Genomic DNA, 16,905 nt, shown 5'->3' with positions numbered 1-16,905 from the left:
TCAGCTTGAGTACACTTGCATTGGGACTTTGGGGGCAGATTACGATGGGTACGGTAGACAGCTACGAAAGTCGCCTTGATAACCGGAGCGCAGGGCAAAACCGTTCCCGCACCATTTCCAAAGGCTATTATTTTACCGCGAATGCAAAGCAGTACCCAGGTTATGTCATTTATGTCAGCGATGAAGCGTGGCCAAGACTGGCAAAGGGGGAAACCCGCACTGAGTTAATCCGTTATTTGTCTTTTTTTCCCTATATCAATAAACCCAATGCGCTAAGCGATTTTGATGAGATGGGGGCGCTGGCCATCATGTACCATCTCCTTGCTCCGCTGGCTTACCTGTTTTTGCTACTGCTGGTGAGTGGCACGGTAAAACGGCAGAAAAAAACAAACAGGCGGTGGGTAAAGCAAGCAAGTCATCACCCTGTGAACGTAAGGAGTAATGCTCACATGTTTTGTACAAACTGTGGAGAAGCCCTGGTTAAAGATGCTGTGTTCTGCACACATTGTGGCACCCGGATTGTGAGTGCCGGTGCTGATCGTAACAGTCAGGCACAATCAGCACCCGAGCCGGACTTCCCGGGTTTTCCCGTCAGGGCGGGTTTTTCCGGTTATTGCAATCACCCTGAAATATTGGAGGCGGCCCGGAAAAACCGTAAAACCGGCATTGGCTGTCTGTGGGTACTCACACTGGTGCCGCTCATCGGCTTTCCGGTTGCAGGCCTTCTGGTTGAGGATCTGCCTTTTACAGAGGCGGTCGTCATTGGTGTGGGTATTGCGCTGGTCATGTTTATCGTGAATTTGTTCGCGCTTCGCCGCGCCAGCAGGCCAATGTGGGAAGGGGTTGTAGAGGATAAAACCCGTAAAGAACGCAGTGAACGCCGAAGCAGTGAGGACAGCAGTGACACTACCTATATCGAGTATATGACTGTCATCAGGACCCAGGACGGAAAGAAAAAAGAAATTGTTGAAAAGGGCAGCAGAAATTATATGTATGACTATCTGGCCGTGGGTGATCGTGTGCGTTACCATCCGGCCTTTGGTACCTATGAGAAATATGACAAATCGAAAGATCGCATTATTTATTGCAATGTTTGCTCAATGATGAATCCCATCAAGAATGATCGTTGCAAACGGTGTGACAATTTACTATTCAAATAAATAAGGAACATTTCCATGAAACCCTTCAATTCCCTGCGGGAAGCCGCCGAATATGCCGTTACCCTGTCTGATGGCTGGCATTTTGCCAATACGAGTGAGACCTATGAGAAAGAAAGTCTGCTGCCACTTGCCCAAACCAGCGATGAAGAAGACCCGATCGATGAGGATAACTTTTATCTGGTGTCCTCAGGCGGCTCAATCGGTCTTTGCGAAGATGCGGAAGATATAGACTGGTTGTTTATTGCGAATGCTGAAAAAGACACTGTTCTGCCCGATGTTTATTCAGCCTCAACAGACAATTGCTTTTGTTCCCAATGCGGTCATCGTCTTGCGCCTGGCGCCAACTTTTGTGATGAATGTGGTGCAAAGCTGAACTGATCAGGCCTGCTAAATCAAGCAATCAAGCAAAAAGGAAAACTCATGTATAGTCAAAAAAGTGAAGAAAACCGGCCCAATAATGTCGGTCAGAAAAAAGCCGGTACAGTTGCAAAAGCAATCATGGCCGGTACAGTCATTATGGTGACGGGTGTCATTTTGTTTGCCCAGCCTGCACAGGCACAGGCAACGCAAAACCGTCCGGTTAACGGAATCAGTCTTTCCACCACTGAACGGCCCTCAATTGAGGATTTTCGGTGGTATTTAAATGATGTTGAAAAGAACGGTGTACCCAAAGGGGCTATTAAAGAAACCGATTTCAACAACCTTGCCGCAAACTGGAAATGCCTGTTTATTTATGACCCCGAGGGTAAAGACACGGGCCGGCTGTACGATTTCCTAACACTCACCTTGTCTGGGGCAGAGGGTAATGGTGCCGTGATCCTTGATTGGTCTCATATGTTTGCAGGCGATCAGGACATTGATGAAACCAGTATGGAAGACACGGTGCTGAACATGAACTGGAAAAATGGGACTTTATACGGGTATGGCCCGATGAATCTTAGTATCAAGCAGTTCTATTCTTACAAAGGGGCGCAATATGCGGTGGGTACCCTGACGTTGCCTGATGGTACTGACGGCTTGGTGGCCATGACGCGTCCCTGAGCAGGGTCTGACAAGGTGTTTTTTAACGGGAATGGAATGGGGTAATGGCAAAATTCTGTATGAAATGTGGAGCCGCGTTGCACGAAGGTGCGAAATTTTGCATGAAATGTGGCCATGCCCTGCCGGGAATTGAACAGGCTGCACCACTAAAAATACAGTGTGACCGCTGTGGTGCGTCGTTGAAGACGGGGATGAAATTCTGCCCGAAATGCGGTGCCGGGGTTGGGCGGGCATTAACGGTTGACATCCCTGTCAGTGAGCCTGTTATTTCTGTTCAGGTGAGTGATCTGCCACCTAATGTTGAAGCAGCACAAAAAGAGCACATCACGGAAGAGGGGGTAGAAAAAACCAAACAGAGAACCACGGAAAAAGCCAAAGCCAAAGCCAAAGAAAAAGCTAAAGAAACAGCAGCCACGGCAGTTAAAAAAGAAGCGGTCCATCCGGTGAAAAAGGCTTTGTCAGCGCTACTTGACCAGACGGTTAGCGCGTCCGACAACGCAGGTGAAATGCGTATTGCCATGACAGAGGGGCAAAAGTCTTTACTCACCCATGTGATTCGTGAGCTGGCTAAAAGGATAGTGAAATGACGGGCATGAAAACACATTCATTTTTAAGAATATTGTTGGCTCTACTGTTTACCGTTGCGATTTTCTGTCCTGCTCAGGCACAAATACTGGAGAATAGTCGTGATCTTGAATCGGTGAAACTTCGTTTTGTGAATATTACCTCCGCCCTGGCGAAGCGTGATCATGACGGCACCCATAAAAAATTAAATGATGTGACCCTGAAGGTGGGTGAACCGGTCAAAATTACGTTTGATCGCTTTGTGACGGACATTAAGCCTTGGCATGCAGTCAGCGGGTGGCTCAAACTGGAACTTGGGCGTGATTATCATGGTAAGCCGGCAATTTTTTATGAGCTGGATCTGGACATATCGTACAAAGAAAATGATGGCAGTGTGAAAACTTTTAACGACAAGTCGGCTTATAGCGAAATGCGGAAGGTGTTGGAGAACACCTATTGGGGAGGTAGCGACATGAATACGTTCAGTTTCTGGCTTGAAGTGACTGATGCTGTCCATGCCGAGGTGACCACCGATGCCGATGAAAGTGCTGGCGAAACCGGTATCCTGATTCCTGCCGCCATTGCGGGCATCCTTATCGGGGGTGGTGCCGCCGCTGCCTGGGGCAGAAACAGGCGTAAAACGAAACCACAAAAGGAAGAAAAGGAAGCGCTCGAGGACAACCCCAATCGCTATGAAATGCGAATTCGCAAGGATTTTGGGAATACACTGGCTGTGGGTAAAAAAGTGCCGATTTATGCCCGTATTGTTGAAATCACCCCCGAGGGCCAGGAAAATACCCGTCATGACTTGACGGCAAAAATCAATATCAGCTCACCTTATTATTTGCAAATCAGTGGGCAAAGCATGGCGGGCGACTATAAGACAGCACAGGTGGAAGCACCTGCCAGTGGTGAATCAATTCCCGACCAGGCACGGGTTTCTTTCTGTTTCATGAGCGAGGGCGGCAGTTTTACCAACCATGTGGTTTTTCAGATTGAGGAAGAAAAAATTGTATTCGCCCAGGACAACCTTACTTTGCCGGCCTGCCATGATAAAACGGAACGCCTGCCTTTTGCCGTGTTGGGGATGGGTAAAGACGCGGTGGTGACCGCCTGTATTATTCGTGATGACGGGTATGGTGTGACGGTAGAGGCTGCAGACGAGCCGGGTCTATACTATGCCGTGATTACCGAGAAAAAGAAGACGGGTGGCAATGCCGGTGATTATGATTCTTATACCCTGGAAGTCAAGGCGGTCAGTGGTGGGCAAAGCCTGACCGGGACTTTGCCGATATACCGTTTTCATATGGGGTTGAGGCTTGATGTCAGTTCGATTGCCTGTTATGTAGAGCCTTATGACTCGCATAAACATCGCAGCAATAAATTCCTGTTTACGGTGGCAGACAAGCAGTATGTGCCTGCCGAGTCCAAGGCGATGATCACGCTGTTTGATTGGGATCCGCAAGCCCATAGCCTTTTGCAGATTGCACCTGACAGTCTGGACTTCCAGCTTCAGGCCGTGCACGAGGCTGATCAGCCGATGCTGGAAAAGCTCGCCATTCAATGTCAAATGATGGACGAGGTGACAGGAGGAGGTCGTGCCTTGATTTTTCGCTGTTGCAAAGGTGCGTTGGATGCACCCAGCCGGTTCAGGGTCAAGGTGCGTCTTGCCACTACATATGGTGATGAAAAGTACATTGTTGAAAAAGAAGTGCTGCTGTGTTCCCAGCCTTTGCGCCAGTCCAGGGATATGGCAGACGGTATGGCGATGCTGAAAGCGGATGCGTACATCACCGAACGTCTGCTACATATTCGTACCCTGATTTGGGAGATGAACTACCTGAATAAGCTGTTTCCATTGGTTAAGTTCATCGATGTCATGCTGGACGGTTATGACGAAGCTTATGGCTATGACGCCCGGCAAGTGGAAATCGTCAAGCAGACCTGGGGTGGTTTTTTGCAAGGAACTGTTGCTGGGGCCAATGCACAGGCCCAGACCGTGACCTTTGCCGATGAAGTGAAGCTTTATATAGAAAGCTATTTGCAAACGGCAGAATCCCTTGAAGAATCATTGGGCTTTATGGGGCGCATGGCACTGGGTGTGACTACATTGGGTTGCTCTGATGTGGTCTTTACTTCCCTGGAAGTGGCGCGCGATATGAAAGCGTATGTGGATAGCGGTGGTGATAGCGCCTGGGGAGCCTTTTATGTGGGCGTTAAAGTTGTCACTCTTGAGTATCTTTCCGACAAGGCAATGAATGCCGGTTTGGACAAACTTAAAAAAGTGGCCGGCAGTCCTGAAGCGAAGCGAGCCATGCGTGAAGCGAAAGAAAATGTCGCTGATAGTATGGCACGCTTCACAACCGCAATCAGTGGCAAGAATACCCGTACCGCGATTGAGGACTCTGTCAAGGCCGGCAAGCAGGCGGCCAGCCAGGCAAGCCTGCTGTTGGAAACCGGACGCAGAAGATTAAGCAAGACAGCCGGCCAAATCGAGCTGGATGAGGCGCTACGTGAAGGCAAGCTGTTTGCCAAACAGCAAGTGGAGAATTTACAGGCTGCGGCCTGGCAATTCGAGCTGAACCCCAGCGAAGCCAATCGAAAACTGCTTAATGACATGACCATCAGCGTTCAGCAAAACAAGTTGGCCATGTATGCGTTGCAGAATTATAAAGATGAAAGTCTGGATTCCGTGCGTAAATCATTTAATGAAACATTGGGTGTGTTTTACAACCGTGCCGACACCCTTGCCAAAGAAAAGCTCGCTTCCATAACGGGGATTCCGACAGCTAAAATTCAAATTCTGAATGCCAGTTCCTCTTCACAGTCGCTTATGCAGCGCGGCAGGAAAACCACAATCGATCGTGATTGGACCGCCTATTATGTTAACTCCAAAGGCGAACATGTCTTTTTTGATCAGGGCATGACCGAACAGATCTATAACGACAGTTTCTTTGAGGCTTCAAAAGGGTTCAAGAATAAGGATGCGGGTTTTTCGGGTCGTTATGGCCAAAAAACCGATCAAACCGTTATTGAAGACGTGCTGGGTCATGCCGAAAGCTATGGCACTGACCTGAAGAAAATGCTGGATAAAACCTATCATGGCATGGCGCTGGACAATCCTGATAAAGTCGCGACAACGGTTGCCAATAAAGGTAAGGAGTGGTTTGAGCGGGGCCATGCACTGCTGGAAAAAGCCGTGAATATTGCTGACCCATCCAACCGGCAGCGGATGTTGGCAGATGCTGTGGGCCAGAAAATGGAGGGCTATCGCCAGCTGACCAAACAGTTTGATAACGGCATCAACCCAAGGGATGTGGCTAGAAGAGGCGGTGCACAGGCCAGCAAAATTCCTGAAAGGTTGCGTGTCTCGGTGGAAATGTGTCGCCGTCAGTTGGATATTGACAGTCAGGTTTCATTGACCGATCTGGAAAGTAGTCTCGAAGCCTTGGGCTTTACGCCAGCGACCTTTGCGGATGCGCTGGGAAATGTGGTACGCCAGATTGGATAGAATGGTCCGTTTATGTACCTAAACAGGCGGGTTCATGGCGTTTTTGTGCTGCTTTGTGGGTGTATCTGGCCTGTAAGCAGCCCTGTTTGTTTATCATGAGCAGGATGGACGAAAAACGTATTTTATTTATTGTGCCGGCTCACCCTTAACGGGTGGGCGGCTTGCTGATTTGTTGGTTGAAAAAATGAATCTATTCAAACAAAGAATTGCGCTATTGCGCGAACAGATGACAAAACGCGGTATTGATGCTTATATTATTCCATCCGCCGATCCGCATTTATCCGAATATCTGCCTGAACACTGGCAGGCCCGCACCTGGCTGAGTGGTTTTGACGGCTCGGCGGGAACCCTGCTGGTAAGCGCTCAATTTGCCGGTTTATGGACCGACAGTCGCTACTGGGAGCAGGCCCTGGCCCAGCTTGAAGGCAGTGAGATTGTCCTGATGCGACAGGGGCAGGATGGCGTACCGGATTTGAATGACTGGCTGTGCAGCGAATTGCAGGCCGGCATGACGGTTGGGGCCGATGGCTTTACCCTAAGCATGCGTGCCGCCCATGATTTGCAGGCGGCCCTTGAGGGGGTATCGCTGCGATTTTCCTGGAATGAAAAATTGCTGGACAATATTTGGCCTGACAGACCCGCCTTGCCGGTAGAGGCAGTGTATGAACATGAAGTGCCTTTTGTATCGCAAAGCAGGGCAGACAAACTGGCGCTGGTGCGCAAGCAGATGGCCAGCCTGGGGACGCAGTGGCATCTGCTTTCATCGCTGGATGATATTGCCTGGATCTTGAATTTACGTGGCGCTGACGTTTCATATAATCCGGTGTTTCTGTCGTATTTGCTAATCGGCCCCGAGCAGTGCGAGCTGTTTGTGGATGAGGCCAAGCTCAATCCGACCCTGACTGAAAAGCTGGTGGCTGAACAGATTCTGATCAGGCCTTACAATGAAATCACCCAGGGGCTGGCCGGGCTTGAAGACAAGGTGAAACTCTTGATTGATCCGGCGCGCACCACCATTGGCATCTGCCAGGCGGCAGCCAGCCTGGAGCTGGTAGAGGCGCTGAACCCGTCTCAGTTGTTCAAGTCACGTAAAACGCCGGCAGATATCCAGAATGTGCGTAAGGCCATGGAGGCCGATGGTGCCGCGCTGTGTGAGTTTTTTGCCTGGTTTGAACAGGCCATGGCCAATGGTGAGGTCGTGACTGAAGTGACGATTGATGAGCAGATCAATGCCGCCCGTGCGCGGCAGCCGCATTTTGTCTGCCCCAGTTTTGCCACGATTGCCGGTTTCAATGCCAATGGTGCCATGCCTCATTATCGGGCCACTCCCGAATCGCATGCGGTCATTGAGGGCAATGGCCTGTTGTTGATTGATTCTGGCGGGCAATACCTGAATGGCACCACGGATATTACCCGGGTGGTACCGGTTGGACAGGTCTCTGACAGCCAAAAGGCGGATTTCACCCTGGTACTCAAGGGCATGATTGCCCTGTCGCGGGCGGTTTTTCCGGTGGGGTTTCCGGCGCCGCTGTTAGACCCGGTTGCCCGCATGCCTTTGTGGCAGCAAGGCCTGGATTTTGGCCATGGTACCGGGCATGGTGTGGGTTACTTCCTGAATGTGCATGAAGGACCGCAGGGTATTTCCCATCGTGGCTACCTTAACCCGAATACTGGCATGCGGGAAGGCATGATTACCTCGAATGAGCCCGGTCTGTACCGTCCCGGGCAGTGGGGTATCCGGATTGAAAATCTGGTATGCAATGTAGCTGCGCAGGAAAGTGAATTTGGCCGTTTTCTTAAGTTTGAAACCTTGACCCTGTGCCCGATTGATACCCGTTGCATTGCGCGCCACTTGCTGGATGAGGCCGAGATAAACTGGCTGAACCAGTATCATGAGCAGGTAAGAAACAGGCTGCAGCCTTTGGTGAAAGGTGCAGCCTTGCAATGGTTGCAGGAAAGGACCCGGCCTGTTTAAAGCTGGTTCATGCCATATTGAACCAGCAACGCGCTAACCGCCACCGCGACCCATACGCCCAGTCCCAGCAGGATGGCGCGTGTGCCGGTGCTGACGATTTTGCGCAGGTTGGTGGAAAGTCCAATCGCACTCAGGGCCATAATGATCATGAATTTGGCGGCGCCAGACAGCCAGGGCAGTAGTGCCTCTGGCAGCAGTCCGGTACTGCGTATGCCAGATGCCACCAAAAACCAAAGGATAAACCAGGGGAATATTTTGGCCAGTGCCACGTCGGGCATGTCATTTTTTTTCTGGCGCCAGGCCTCAAGAAAAACCAGGAACAGGCAAATGGGAATAATCAGCGTGGCTCTGGTTAGCTTGACGATCGTGGCATAATCGCCAGCCTGCTGGCTGTATGCGTAGCCCGCTGCAACCACAGAAGAGGTGTCATTAATGGCGGCCCCTGCCCACAAACCAAAGCCGTAATCGCTTAATTGCAACATATGCCCCAGGGCCGGGAAAAGCAAAACAGCGATGATATTGAAAAGAAAAATGGTTGAGATGGCATATGCGGTCTCATGGTCTTCCGGCTTGATGATGGGGGTGACGGCAGCAATGGCCGAGCCACCGCAAATGGCGGTGCCAACCCCGATAAGGGTGCGTAACTTGCCATGGATGCCCAGTATTTTTCCCAGTAACAAGGCACTGATGAAAGCCACCGAAACCGTTACGAAGGTAACAGCCAGGGATTCACCGCCCGTGCTGACAATTTGCCCAAAGCTCAGGCCAAATCCCAGTAAAATCACAGACCATTGCAGGATTTTCTTGCTGGAAAATACAATGCCGGGTTGCATGACGGTTCTGACGCCCAGGGCATTGCTGTAAATAATCCCCAAGATAATGCCAAAAACCGGTCCACCAATAACCGGGAACTGTTTGCCGGCAAACCAGGCAATCATGGTAATGCCTAAAGTAAGCAAGAGTCCGGGAATCAGGCTGTTTTTTTTCCTGAACAGGCCCTGATGGGAGATTGAAGTGGCGGGAGAGTTAACAGTGCGAACAGGGTTATAGGCTAACATAATCAATACTTATATGTTTATGAATTATGGGTATATTAAACTTTTGTTAAATATAAATAAAGATAATATAATTTATAAATAGAATAAGGATTTATTATATGATTTCATTCAGTCCCAAACAGCTGGAAGTTTTTGTGGCCATTACCCTGCAGGGGAGTGTCAAGGCTGCCGCCAGCGTGTTGCACTTAACCCAGCCGGCAGCCAGCATGGCCTTGGCTGAGCTTGAAAAACAACTTGGTTCCTCCCTGTTTGATCGTGACAAGGGGCGGCTTTTCCTGAATGAAAAGGGTAAAGATTTACTGCCCCTGGCCCAGGAAATCCTGGAGCGTATGCGTGAGCTGGAGCAGCGGGCCAGTGATGCCCAAGATACCCTGCGGGGAAATTTCCGGGTGGGCGCCAGTAATACTGTCGGTAATTATCTGGTGGGTGATTTGCTGGGCAATTTTGTCAATCAGCATGAAGCGGTCACGGTACATCTGCAGGTTGCCAATAGCGATGAAATCGTCAAGGGAATTCTGGAGCACTCGCTTGATGTCGCCTGTATAGAGGGTGAGGTGATCAATACAGACATAGAGGCGATTGCCTGGCGTAATGATCAGTTGCAAATATGCGCCAGACCGGATCATCCCCTGGCCTTGAAAAAACACTTGCAGGAAAGCGATTTTGAGAGTCAACGCTGGATTTTGCGTGAGCAGGGTTCCGCGACCCGTCTGTTGTGTGAGCGGGAACTGAGTCGTTTGCCGAAAGGGCACATTGTGATGGAGCTTGGGCAGGTTGAGGCTATTAAACAAGCTGTTATTGCCGGGTTGGGTATTGCATTTTTGCCCAGAGTCGCGGTAACTTATGCAATAGAATCCGGCCGCCTGGCGCGGCTTGACACGCCTTTTTTAAACCTTGACAGGAAATTGTCCATTATTTATCACAAGCAGCGTTACCGTGGCCGACTCATGGATAATTTTTTGTCCATGGTGGCTATCTAGCACAAGGCTTTAAACTGATCAATTCCCTTGTGCTTCCAGGTTGCACTTGAATGACAGGCTGTTAGCTGGCCAATGCGGTGTTTGTGTTGCTTTTGGCCAGGCGCATGCGTATTCTTTTCCAGGCCCGATCATGCAAAGGCAGCAACAGCACATTGCAAACGGGTTCCACAAGGGCCGCCAGCCCACCCACAGAGACAGAACCTGTAAAAACAAAGGTAACGGTGAAAGCGACACTCATGTGCAGCAATGTCTGGCTTATTTTTTCGATGATGATCATTTTATTCCCCAAGCTGAACTCATGGATTAAATGATAATCATTATTATTGAATAAGTGAAATGGGAAATCTAGATTGCCGATATAGATAAAATTAATCATATTTAAATTTTTTTTGTTAAATACTATTTTTAATAATGATTAATTAGTGTGCCGTTAAGGTTGCAGATACAAAAACAGCCCTTTAAAAGGGCTGTTTTTGCAAGAGAACAAAGCTTATTTCAGTTTTGTTTCTTTGTAATCAACGTGCTTGCGAGCTACGGGATCAAATTTTTTGATCAGCATTTTTTCTGGCATGTTACGTTTGTTTTTGGTCGTTGTATAGAAGTGACCTGTGCCAGCTGTAGATTCAAGTTTGATTTTCTCGCGAATACCTTTTGCCATTTTAAGCTCCTGGGAATAAATTCAGAAAATATTTAAGCACCCAAGGCTTAAACAGATTGACCGTTGGCACGCATTTCAGCCAAAACAGCGTCGATGCCTTTTTTGTCAATGGTGCGCAGTGCGTTTGTGGATACGCGCAGGCGAACCCAACGGTTTTCGCTTTCAACCCAGAAACGGCGAGACTGCAGGTTAGGCAGGAAACGACGTTTGGTTTTGTTGTTAGCGTGAGAAACATTATTACCGGTAATGGGGCGCTTGCCGGTTACTTGGCAGACTTTAGCCATGATTAACACCTCGTTAAGTTATAGGCCAGATTTTTGGCTCGGGCCAGCCTTCTGAAAAATATTTTTGGCAAATGTTGCTGACCAATATAATTAAATAAACTGGTCTTGGTTTTGCCATCGTGGTTTTACCTTTTGGTTTTACCTTTTGGTTTTACCATTAAAGCCTATATTAGTGCATTCATATATGCAGTCCAATAAGCTAAGCCAATAATTCTAATATGAAAATCATGTTTTTAGCAAGTTATTATGTATTTCCCTGATAAATAAAGGGAAATATGTGGTTTTTAGTCCGGGTTTAGCTATGCCGGAGCCGGGTTGGGGTAGATGGATAGGCAAATTTCCCCATGATTTTCAGGCCCGGCCAATATATCTTCCGCAAATAAATGAAATACCTATACACACAAACAGGCAGGTAAACAAAGGCAAAGCGGTACCGGTTTGCCAATTGCTGACCAGGCTGCTGGTTAATGTGCCAAACATGAATTGCATGCAACCCATCAGGGCAGAGGCTACTCCCAGTCTGGTCCCCTGTTCTTTCAGTGCGAGTGCCGTTGAATTGGGGTTGATGACGCCCAGACAGGCACTAAGGCAAAACATGCAAATCATAAACAAAGTCAGGTTAATAAGATTGCCAAGGGTGAGCAGCAGGCCGGTCACGCTGCTGACAAGGCCCAGCAGCAGGGCTGTTTTAAGAACCTTGATTGAAGCGTGTTTACGCAGCATGTGAACGCTAATTTGAGATCCGAGGATTAAGCCAGCGGCATTCAAACCAAACAGGAAACCGAAATTTTCCGGTGCAATGCCAAACTGGGTAATGAAAATGGTGGGGGAGGAGGCAATAAAGGCAAACAATCCAGCCATGCCCAAGCCACCGGAAAGGGCAAAAGCCATGAAGTTGCGATGACACAGCAAACCAAAATAGTTGCCACCAATGGTTTTTGCGCTAAGCTTGACGACTTTTTCGGGTTTCAGGGACTCTTGCAGTTTGACAACGCAAAGTGCAATTAACAGAACGGCTATAAGCAGCATGATGGCGAACAGGCCGCGCCATCCGACGATGGGGCCCAGGAAACTGCCTGCTACCGGTGCCAGTACAGGTGCCAGGCCCATGATCAGCATTAACAGGGACAGGGCATGTGCCGCATCCTGGGTATTGTAGTGATCCCTGATGACGGCCCTGGGGATGACAATGCAAGAAGCGGCGCCAAAAGCCTGGAGGGTGCGTGCGACCAGGAGCATTTCAAAAGAAGTGGACAGTGCGCAGCTTATGGTGGCCAGCAAATACAGGCCAAGCCCGAAAAGCAACGGTTTTTTTCGGCCATAGCGATCGGTGATGGGGCCGATGAATAATTGCGCCATGGACAGGCCCAGCAGATAGGATGAAACCGTGAGCTCAATCTGGTGTGGGGAGACTTGCAGGTCCTGGGCAATGGCCGGGAATGTGGGCAGATACATGTCGATGGTGATGGGCCCCAGTGCCGTAATCAGGGCCATCAGGATTAGCCAGAACGGGATCTTATTACCAAGACTTTCTTTTTGCATAAATAACTCTCCAATACCAGACATGTAAAAAAATCGCGCAGATCAGCAGGCTTAGGCTACACATGATCCATAAACTGGAAACCCCAACGGGTGCGCCAGGCGTGAGCAGATGATTCAGGGGCCACAACAAGCCGATACCGTTGCCAAAACCAAAATACCAGCCGCCAGCCAGGCCAAGTCCCAGTAATAAAACGGTTTGCAAAATGAAGGGGATGGTGGCAATTTTATAGGCGCGAAGAATGTAAGAGATCATGCATTGCATGGTATCGGAAAAATGCAGCAGCGGCACAATGGTTAGCAAGGCACCAGCTACCACGGCAACCTGGGCGTCTGAGGTATAGGCCTGAATAATAAGCGGTTTACCCAGTAAAACAATGGTAATACTAAGGCCCGCGCCAATCAGGCTAAGAAACAGTCCGCTCGTGGCGATCTGATGTGCAAACCGGAAGTTTCGACTGCCAACTGCGCGGGCGGCAAGGGAAGAGGTGGCGATGCCCAGTGAGAGCGGCATCATGTATAGAATGGCAGTCATGTTCGATAAGACCTGGTGTCCGCCGGATACAAAGGTGCCTTCCCGTGCCGCCAGCAGGGCCATAAAGGTAAAGGCGCTCACTTCCACCAGATAAGAACCCCCCATTGGAATGCCCAGTTTCAGGATTTCGGCCAGGTATTTGTGCTGGGGACGGCCCAGCGTCAGATTGAATTGACGGTAAAAGGGGTTATGGAAAAGAATCCACAGGCCGGCGAAGAACATTAGCCACGACACGATGGCGGTTGACGTGCTGGCGCCTGCGCTGCCCAGGGCTGGCAAACCGAACTGGCCAAAAATAAGTAACCAGTTCAGCAGGGCTTTTAATGCAATGCTGAAAAGATTGATTTGCATGACCAGTTTGGGTTTCTGGACTGCGGTGCATAAGGCGTAAACCGCCCGGAACATCAGTGATGCAGGCAAGGCAATAAAAATAATACGCAGGTAAATGGCCACTTCATGGCGAACATGGGCGGGAACATCTCCGGACATCGATAACCAGATTTCAGGGAACAGCAGTACCAGCCCACCCAGTAAGGAAAGCGTGAAAGACAGCCATAAGCCCTGGCCCCAGAAGCGGCCAATTTCTTCTTTTTTATTTGCACCCAGCAATTGGGCGCAGATGGGGATCAGGGCATGCACCACACCCATCAGTCCAATATTGACGGTCAGGAAAATGGAAGTGGCCAGTGCCATGGCCTGCAAAGAGTCGGGACTGAAGTGTCCCAGCATCATGCTGTCCATCACGGCAAAGGCGATGCCTGCCCACTGGCTGATCAGGATCGGCCAGGCTTGCTTCAGGATATGGCTAAGGCATCCAGAAAAAGAAAAGCCGGTTTTGCTGTCAACTGACATGAAAACTATTTGCCCAGTTGCAAAAGCAGGAAGATTTCATCGCGCTCTGATTTGCGTGAGCCTTGCCAAAGGATGCGGGCGTTGTCAGTATAGGGCAGGGTTTGTTCTTCCTGGTGTTTTCGCGAGGTTTGCAGCAATACCAGCTTGCAGGTTGTGTCGTAGGTAAAGGTAATGTTGTCAAAAACCCGCAAGGCGGCGCGTTGCCCCATGCCAAGGCCCTGTTCGCGTATGCATGTTCCGGGTTTCGCATGGGTATCAAGGGCTTGTGAAAGTTCCTGGGAAACCTGTTTGTAGCTACGATTATAGTTAATGGCGGGTAGCCATAGCAGGGCCAGCAGGAGCCAGGTGCAAGTCAGGCCGGCTGCCGATAATATCAGGCCTCGCCACAGGGCCTGTGGATTAACGCGAAGTCTCCAGGATGCCATTGAATACCATAGTATGCACACCGTGATGGCGGCAATAACCGCCAGCGGTGAGATTTGTGGATCATAGCCGGTTAACAGGCGGGTAATGTTGTGATTGATTTGTTGAGGCCAGCCAAAATGCAGGGCAATCCATCCAAGCCAGACCGCGACCATGGACAGGGACAATATCATGATAGAGAACCAGTCCTGGGTATTGATAATGTCACGGCGCAGGGTGGGAATGGACATGGCCGCCAAAACCGCAAAGGGAACGGTCAGCATTGCATATTCGGGCTCGAAGGCGTTTTCTACCAGGGCGATAGTGAGAAAACTGCCCAAGGCCATGGTGCCTGGTATGAAAATATGGGGAGCCCTGAACCATTTGCGCCAATTCCAAAGGGCGATCAGGGCAAATGGCCAGGTTGGCCAGGTAAACCAGAGCAGGTCTCTGAGTGATTTGAAGAAAAACCGGGGGCTGCTGAAGCCAAACGATGAGTAATTCCAGTAGAGCCAGCTGGAGGTCCAGTAAGGGCTGCTGGCCTGTGCGGGAATGAACCAGGCCAAAAAGCACCCCGCGCCCAGCAGGAAGGTAATCAGGAAGGCCATTTTGTCGCGGGTTGTCAAAACCGTGGAAACCAGCGAGCAGGCAATCATGAAGAAAATGGGAGTGGCACCAATAAAACCGTGGGTAAGCAGGGAGCCTCCCAGGGCAAGTCCAAGAATAATACTGCCCTGTACAGGATGATCCAGCATTCTGGCCAGACCATAAAAGGCAAGCGAAAACAAGGCCAGCAGCAGGGGAAACGAGGATGTTTCGTGAATGGGAATAATGATGCCAATGGTTGCGATAATGAACAGGAACGCAACGTCGGCAAGCATGCGGCCATAATCGCGCGGGTGTGGTTCACCGCCAAATGGCAGGGGTAGTGGCTGGCATTCGGGGCGACGGGCCAGCAAGTATGTGCCATGCCAGACTCCCCACAACAGCAGGAAGAAATAAAGGATGTTTGGCATGCGGGCAGCAGCGATCTGCGCACTTAAAGGGTCTGTGAACAAACCAAACAAAGGGCTGAGGATGGCAATTGAAATGGCGCCTATCCAGGTGGTTAGCGGGCCTTCCTGGGCAAAAGCAAAATTGCCAATTTGGGGTAATAACCACGCCGATTCGCGATAGGCATCCAGCATGGTGGCCAGGCCGGTCAAGTCATCGGTTTTCCAGGGGTCACGAAAAAAAAGCCCGGCAAAAATATACAATACCCCGACGATGAGCAAGGCAACGCGTGGAAGTTTGCGCGTGGCCGGTTCGGTCAGGCGGGCAGGGGTGGTTTGTTGGAGTAAAGACACGGAATGCAGAATATTAGTAGTGTTGGATTTAGCAATCGGATTGAGGCCTATTAAACCATAAAAAAAGCAGCCTTTATGAAGGGCTGCTTTTTTTGAAGAAAATCTGCTTGGGCAAATAAATTTGCCGTGATTATCAAGAAGATTTTTTCAATGTACCTGCTGTGCGGGCAAAACGGGCACGGAATTTTTCAACGCGGCCGGTTTCAACAATACGTGTTTGTGCGCCTGTGTAGAATGGGTGAGATTCTGATGTTACGTCACATTTGAACAATGGGTATGTTTTGCCATCAAGCTCAATGGTTTCACGAGTGTTAACAGTTGAACGGGTGATGAATTTAGAACCGGTTTGCAAGTCGACAAAAACGACTTCGCGGTAGTCTGGGTGAATACCTTCTTTCATGGGGTTTCCTTGGTTAAACGGGTCGCCAGCTCTCAGTCTTTCCTGAAAGCAACGTATCCAAAAAATCAGGAGCAAATTTTACCACAGTTTTCTTGATTGCCCGCTTTTTTGCCCAATGCAGGCAAGTTGCTGCCCGGTCATGGGGCGTCATCAAGTAGTGAATTTGCAACAGTCTGGCGTCAGGAAGAATGGATGGACAGGCCGGGCAAGTCTACCACGACACGCATCGAGTCAAGCGCCAGGGCGAAATGGCGGGCCAGCTCTTCCGCCTGTTCTTCGTTGTCACTTAACCAGTCATGGCCCAGGGTATCGGTAATGGCCAGAATACGATCCAGCAAAAGTACCTTGCCACTGGGTCTTAAGGGTTCGCAACCCAGTTCTTCCCATTTGTTGGCAATCCATTCACGGGATTTTTCCATGTTCTCGGGGCCGTGTTCAATACTGGTATTGATTTCCAGAGATTCTTTTGGGCTAAAAATAAAGGTCACATCACAGCGCATATTGATCTCTCACGATTCATGTCAGTTAAAAATAAATGATTAACCATAGCCACTATATATGAGTTTAGCCGTCATGTGAATGACAATTAGTCCATAAATG

The 16,905-nt window shown here is 49.7% G+C and carries 16 protein-coding genes; 7 read left to right on the top strand and 9 right to left on the bottom strand.

The genetic code is table 11. From position 1 onward, the window contains the following. Window positions 1-5: 5 nt before the first annotated feature. The 6 genes from IE074_RS01450 (at window position 6) to IE074_RS01425 (ending at window position 8,251) form a co-directional block, all read left to right on the top strand. Window positions 6-1,160, top strand: coding sequence for a zinc ribbon domain-containing protein (locus IE074_RS01450; RefSeq protein ID WP_229793842.1), 1,155 nt, complete (start codon window positions 6-8; stop codon window positions 1,158-1,160). 15 nt (window positions 1,161-1,175) lie between these two features. After that, window positions 1,176-1,538: a zinc ribbon domain-containing protein gene (locus IE074_RS01445; protein ID WP_169294128.1), complete on the top strand. Its 363-nt coding sequence runs from the start codon at window positions 1,176-1,178 to the stop codon at window positions 1,536-1,538. A gap of 42 nt (window positions 1,539-1,580) precedes the next feature. Beyond that, window positions 1,581-2,201: a hypothetical protein gene (locus tag IE074_RS01440; RefSeq protein WP_189383651.1), complete on the top strand. Its 621-nt coding sequence runs from the start codon at window positions 1,581-1,583 to the stop codon at window positions 2,199-2,201. A gap of 44 nt (window positions 2,202-2,245) precedes the next feature. Further along, window positions 2,246-2,788, top strand: coding sequence for a zinc ribbon domain-containing protein (locus IE074_RS01435; RefSeq protein WP_189383650.1), 543 nt, complete (start codon window positions 2,246-2,248; stop codon window positions 2,786-2,788). Next, window positions 2,785-6,276 (top strand): hypothetical protein, encoded by a 3,492-nt coding sequence (locus tag IE074_RS01430; protein WP_189383649.1) that lies wholly within the window; start codon window positions 2,785-2,787, stop codon window positions 6,274-6,276. The genes IE074_RS01435 and IE074_RS01430 overlap by 4 nt, the downstream gene beginning before the upstream one ends. A gap of 184 nt (window positions 6,277-6,460) precedes the next feature. Continuing rightward, complete coding sequence (locus tag IE074_RS01425; protein WP_189383648.1) at window positions 6,461-8,251, top strand: aminopeptidase P family protein; 1,791 nt, start codon at window positions 6,461-6,463, stop codon at window positions 8,249-8,251. Here the strand turns inward: IE074_RS01425 and IE074_RS01420 are convergent. Continuing rightward, window positions 8,248-9,309 carry a YeiH family protein gene (locus IE074_RS01420; RefSeq protein ID WP_189383647.1) on the bottom strand — a complete coding sequence of 354 codons (1,062 nt, stop codon included), beginning with the start codon at window positions 9,307-9,309 and terminating at the stop codon, window positions 8,248-8,250. The genes IE074_RS01425 and IE074_RS01420 overlap by 4 nt on opposite strands. Before the next feature lie 98 nt (window positions 9,310-9,407). Here IE074_RS01420 and IE074_RS01415 point away from each other — a divergent pair, with 98 nt between their 5' ends. Further along, window positions 9,408-10,289 carry a LysR substrate-binding domain-containing protein gene (locus IE074_RS01415; protein WP_189383646.1) on the top strand — a complete coding sequence of 294 codons (882 nt, stop codon included), beginning with the start codon at window positions 9,408-9,410 and terminating at the stop codon, window positions 10,287-10,289. 61 nt (window positions 10,290-10,350) lie between these two features. Here the strand turns inward: IE074_RS01415 and IE074_RS01410 are convergent, their stop codons facing one another. The 8 genes from IE074_RS01410 to IE074_RS01375 form a co-directional block, all read right to left on the bottom strand. Then, on the bottom strand, window positions 10,351-10,566 hold the full coding sequence (locus tag IE074_RS01410) for a DUF2061 domain-containing protein (protein ID WP_189383645.1): 216 nt from the start codon (window positions 10,564-10,566) through the stop codon (window positions 10,351-10,353). Window positions 10,567-10,779: 213 nt separating this feature from the next. Further along, a complete protein-coding gene (gene rpmG, locus IE074_RS01405) occupies window positions 10,780-10,947 on the bottom strand; it encodes a 50S ribosomal protein L33 (RefSeq protein ID WP_003810296.1) in 168 nt (55 codons plus the stop codon). Between the two features lie 47 nt (window positions 10,948-10,994). Then, entirely contained in the window at window positions 10,995-11,231 is a 237-nt protein-coding gene (gene rpmB / locus IE074_RS01400; protein ID WP_169294136.1) for a 50S ribosomal protein L28, read from the bottom strand. A 351-nt stretch (window positions 11,232-11,582) separates the two neighbouring features. After that, window positions 11,583-12,773 carry a multidrug effflux MFS transporter gene (locus IE074_RS01395; protein WP_229793841.1) on the bottom strand — a complete coding sequence of 397 codons (1,191 nt, stop codon included), beginning with the start codon at window positions 12,771-12,773 and terminating at the stop codon, window positions 11,583-11,585. Next, window positions 12,751-14,157 (bottom strand): MATE family efflux transporter, encoded by a 1,407-nt coding sequence (locus IE074_RS01390; RefSeq protein ID WP_189383644.1) that lies wholly within the window; start codon window positions 14,155-14,157, stop codon window positions 12,751-12,753. The genes IE074_RS01395 and IE074_RS01390 overlap by 23 nt, the downstream gene beginning before the upstream one ends. 5 nt (window positions 14,158-14,162) lie before the next feature. Further along, window positions 14,163-15,905 (bottom strand): ArnT family glycosyltransferase, encoded by a 1,743-nt coding sequence (locus IE074_RS01385; RefSeq protein WP_189383643.1) that lies wholly within the window; start codon window positions 15,903-15,905, stop codon window positions 14,163-14,165. Window positions 15,906-16,038: 133 nt separating this feature from the next. Further along, window positions 16,039-16,305: a type B 50S ribosomal protein L31 gene (locus IE074_RS01380; protein ID WP_169294139.1), complete on the bottom strand. Its 267-nt coding sequence runs from the start codon at window positions 16,303-16,305 to the stop codon at window positions 16,039-16,041. 179 nt (window positions 16,306-16,484) lie between these two features. Continuing rightward, window positions 16,485-16,805 (bottom strand): hypothetical protein, encoded by a 321-nt coding sequence (locus IE074_RS01375; RefSeq protein ID WP_189383642.1) that lies wholly within the window; start codon window positions 16,803-16,805, stop codon window positions 16,485-16,487. Window positions 16,806-16,905: the final 100 nt, after the last annotated feature.

The organism is Advenella faeciporci (assembly GCF_014652395.1).
GTDB lineage: Bacteria > Pseudomonadota > Gammaproteobacteria > Burkholderiales > Burkholderiaceae_B > Advenella > Advenella faeciporci.
This window is presented reverse-complemented; position numbering and strand designations above follow the sequence as displayed.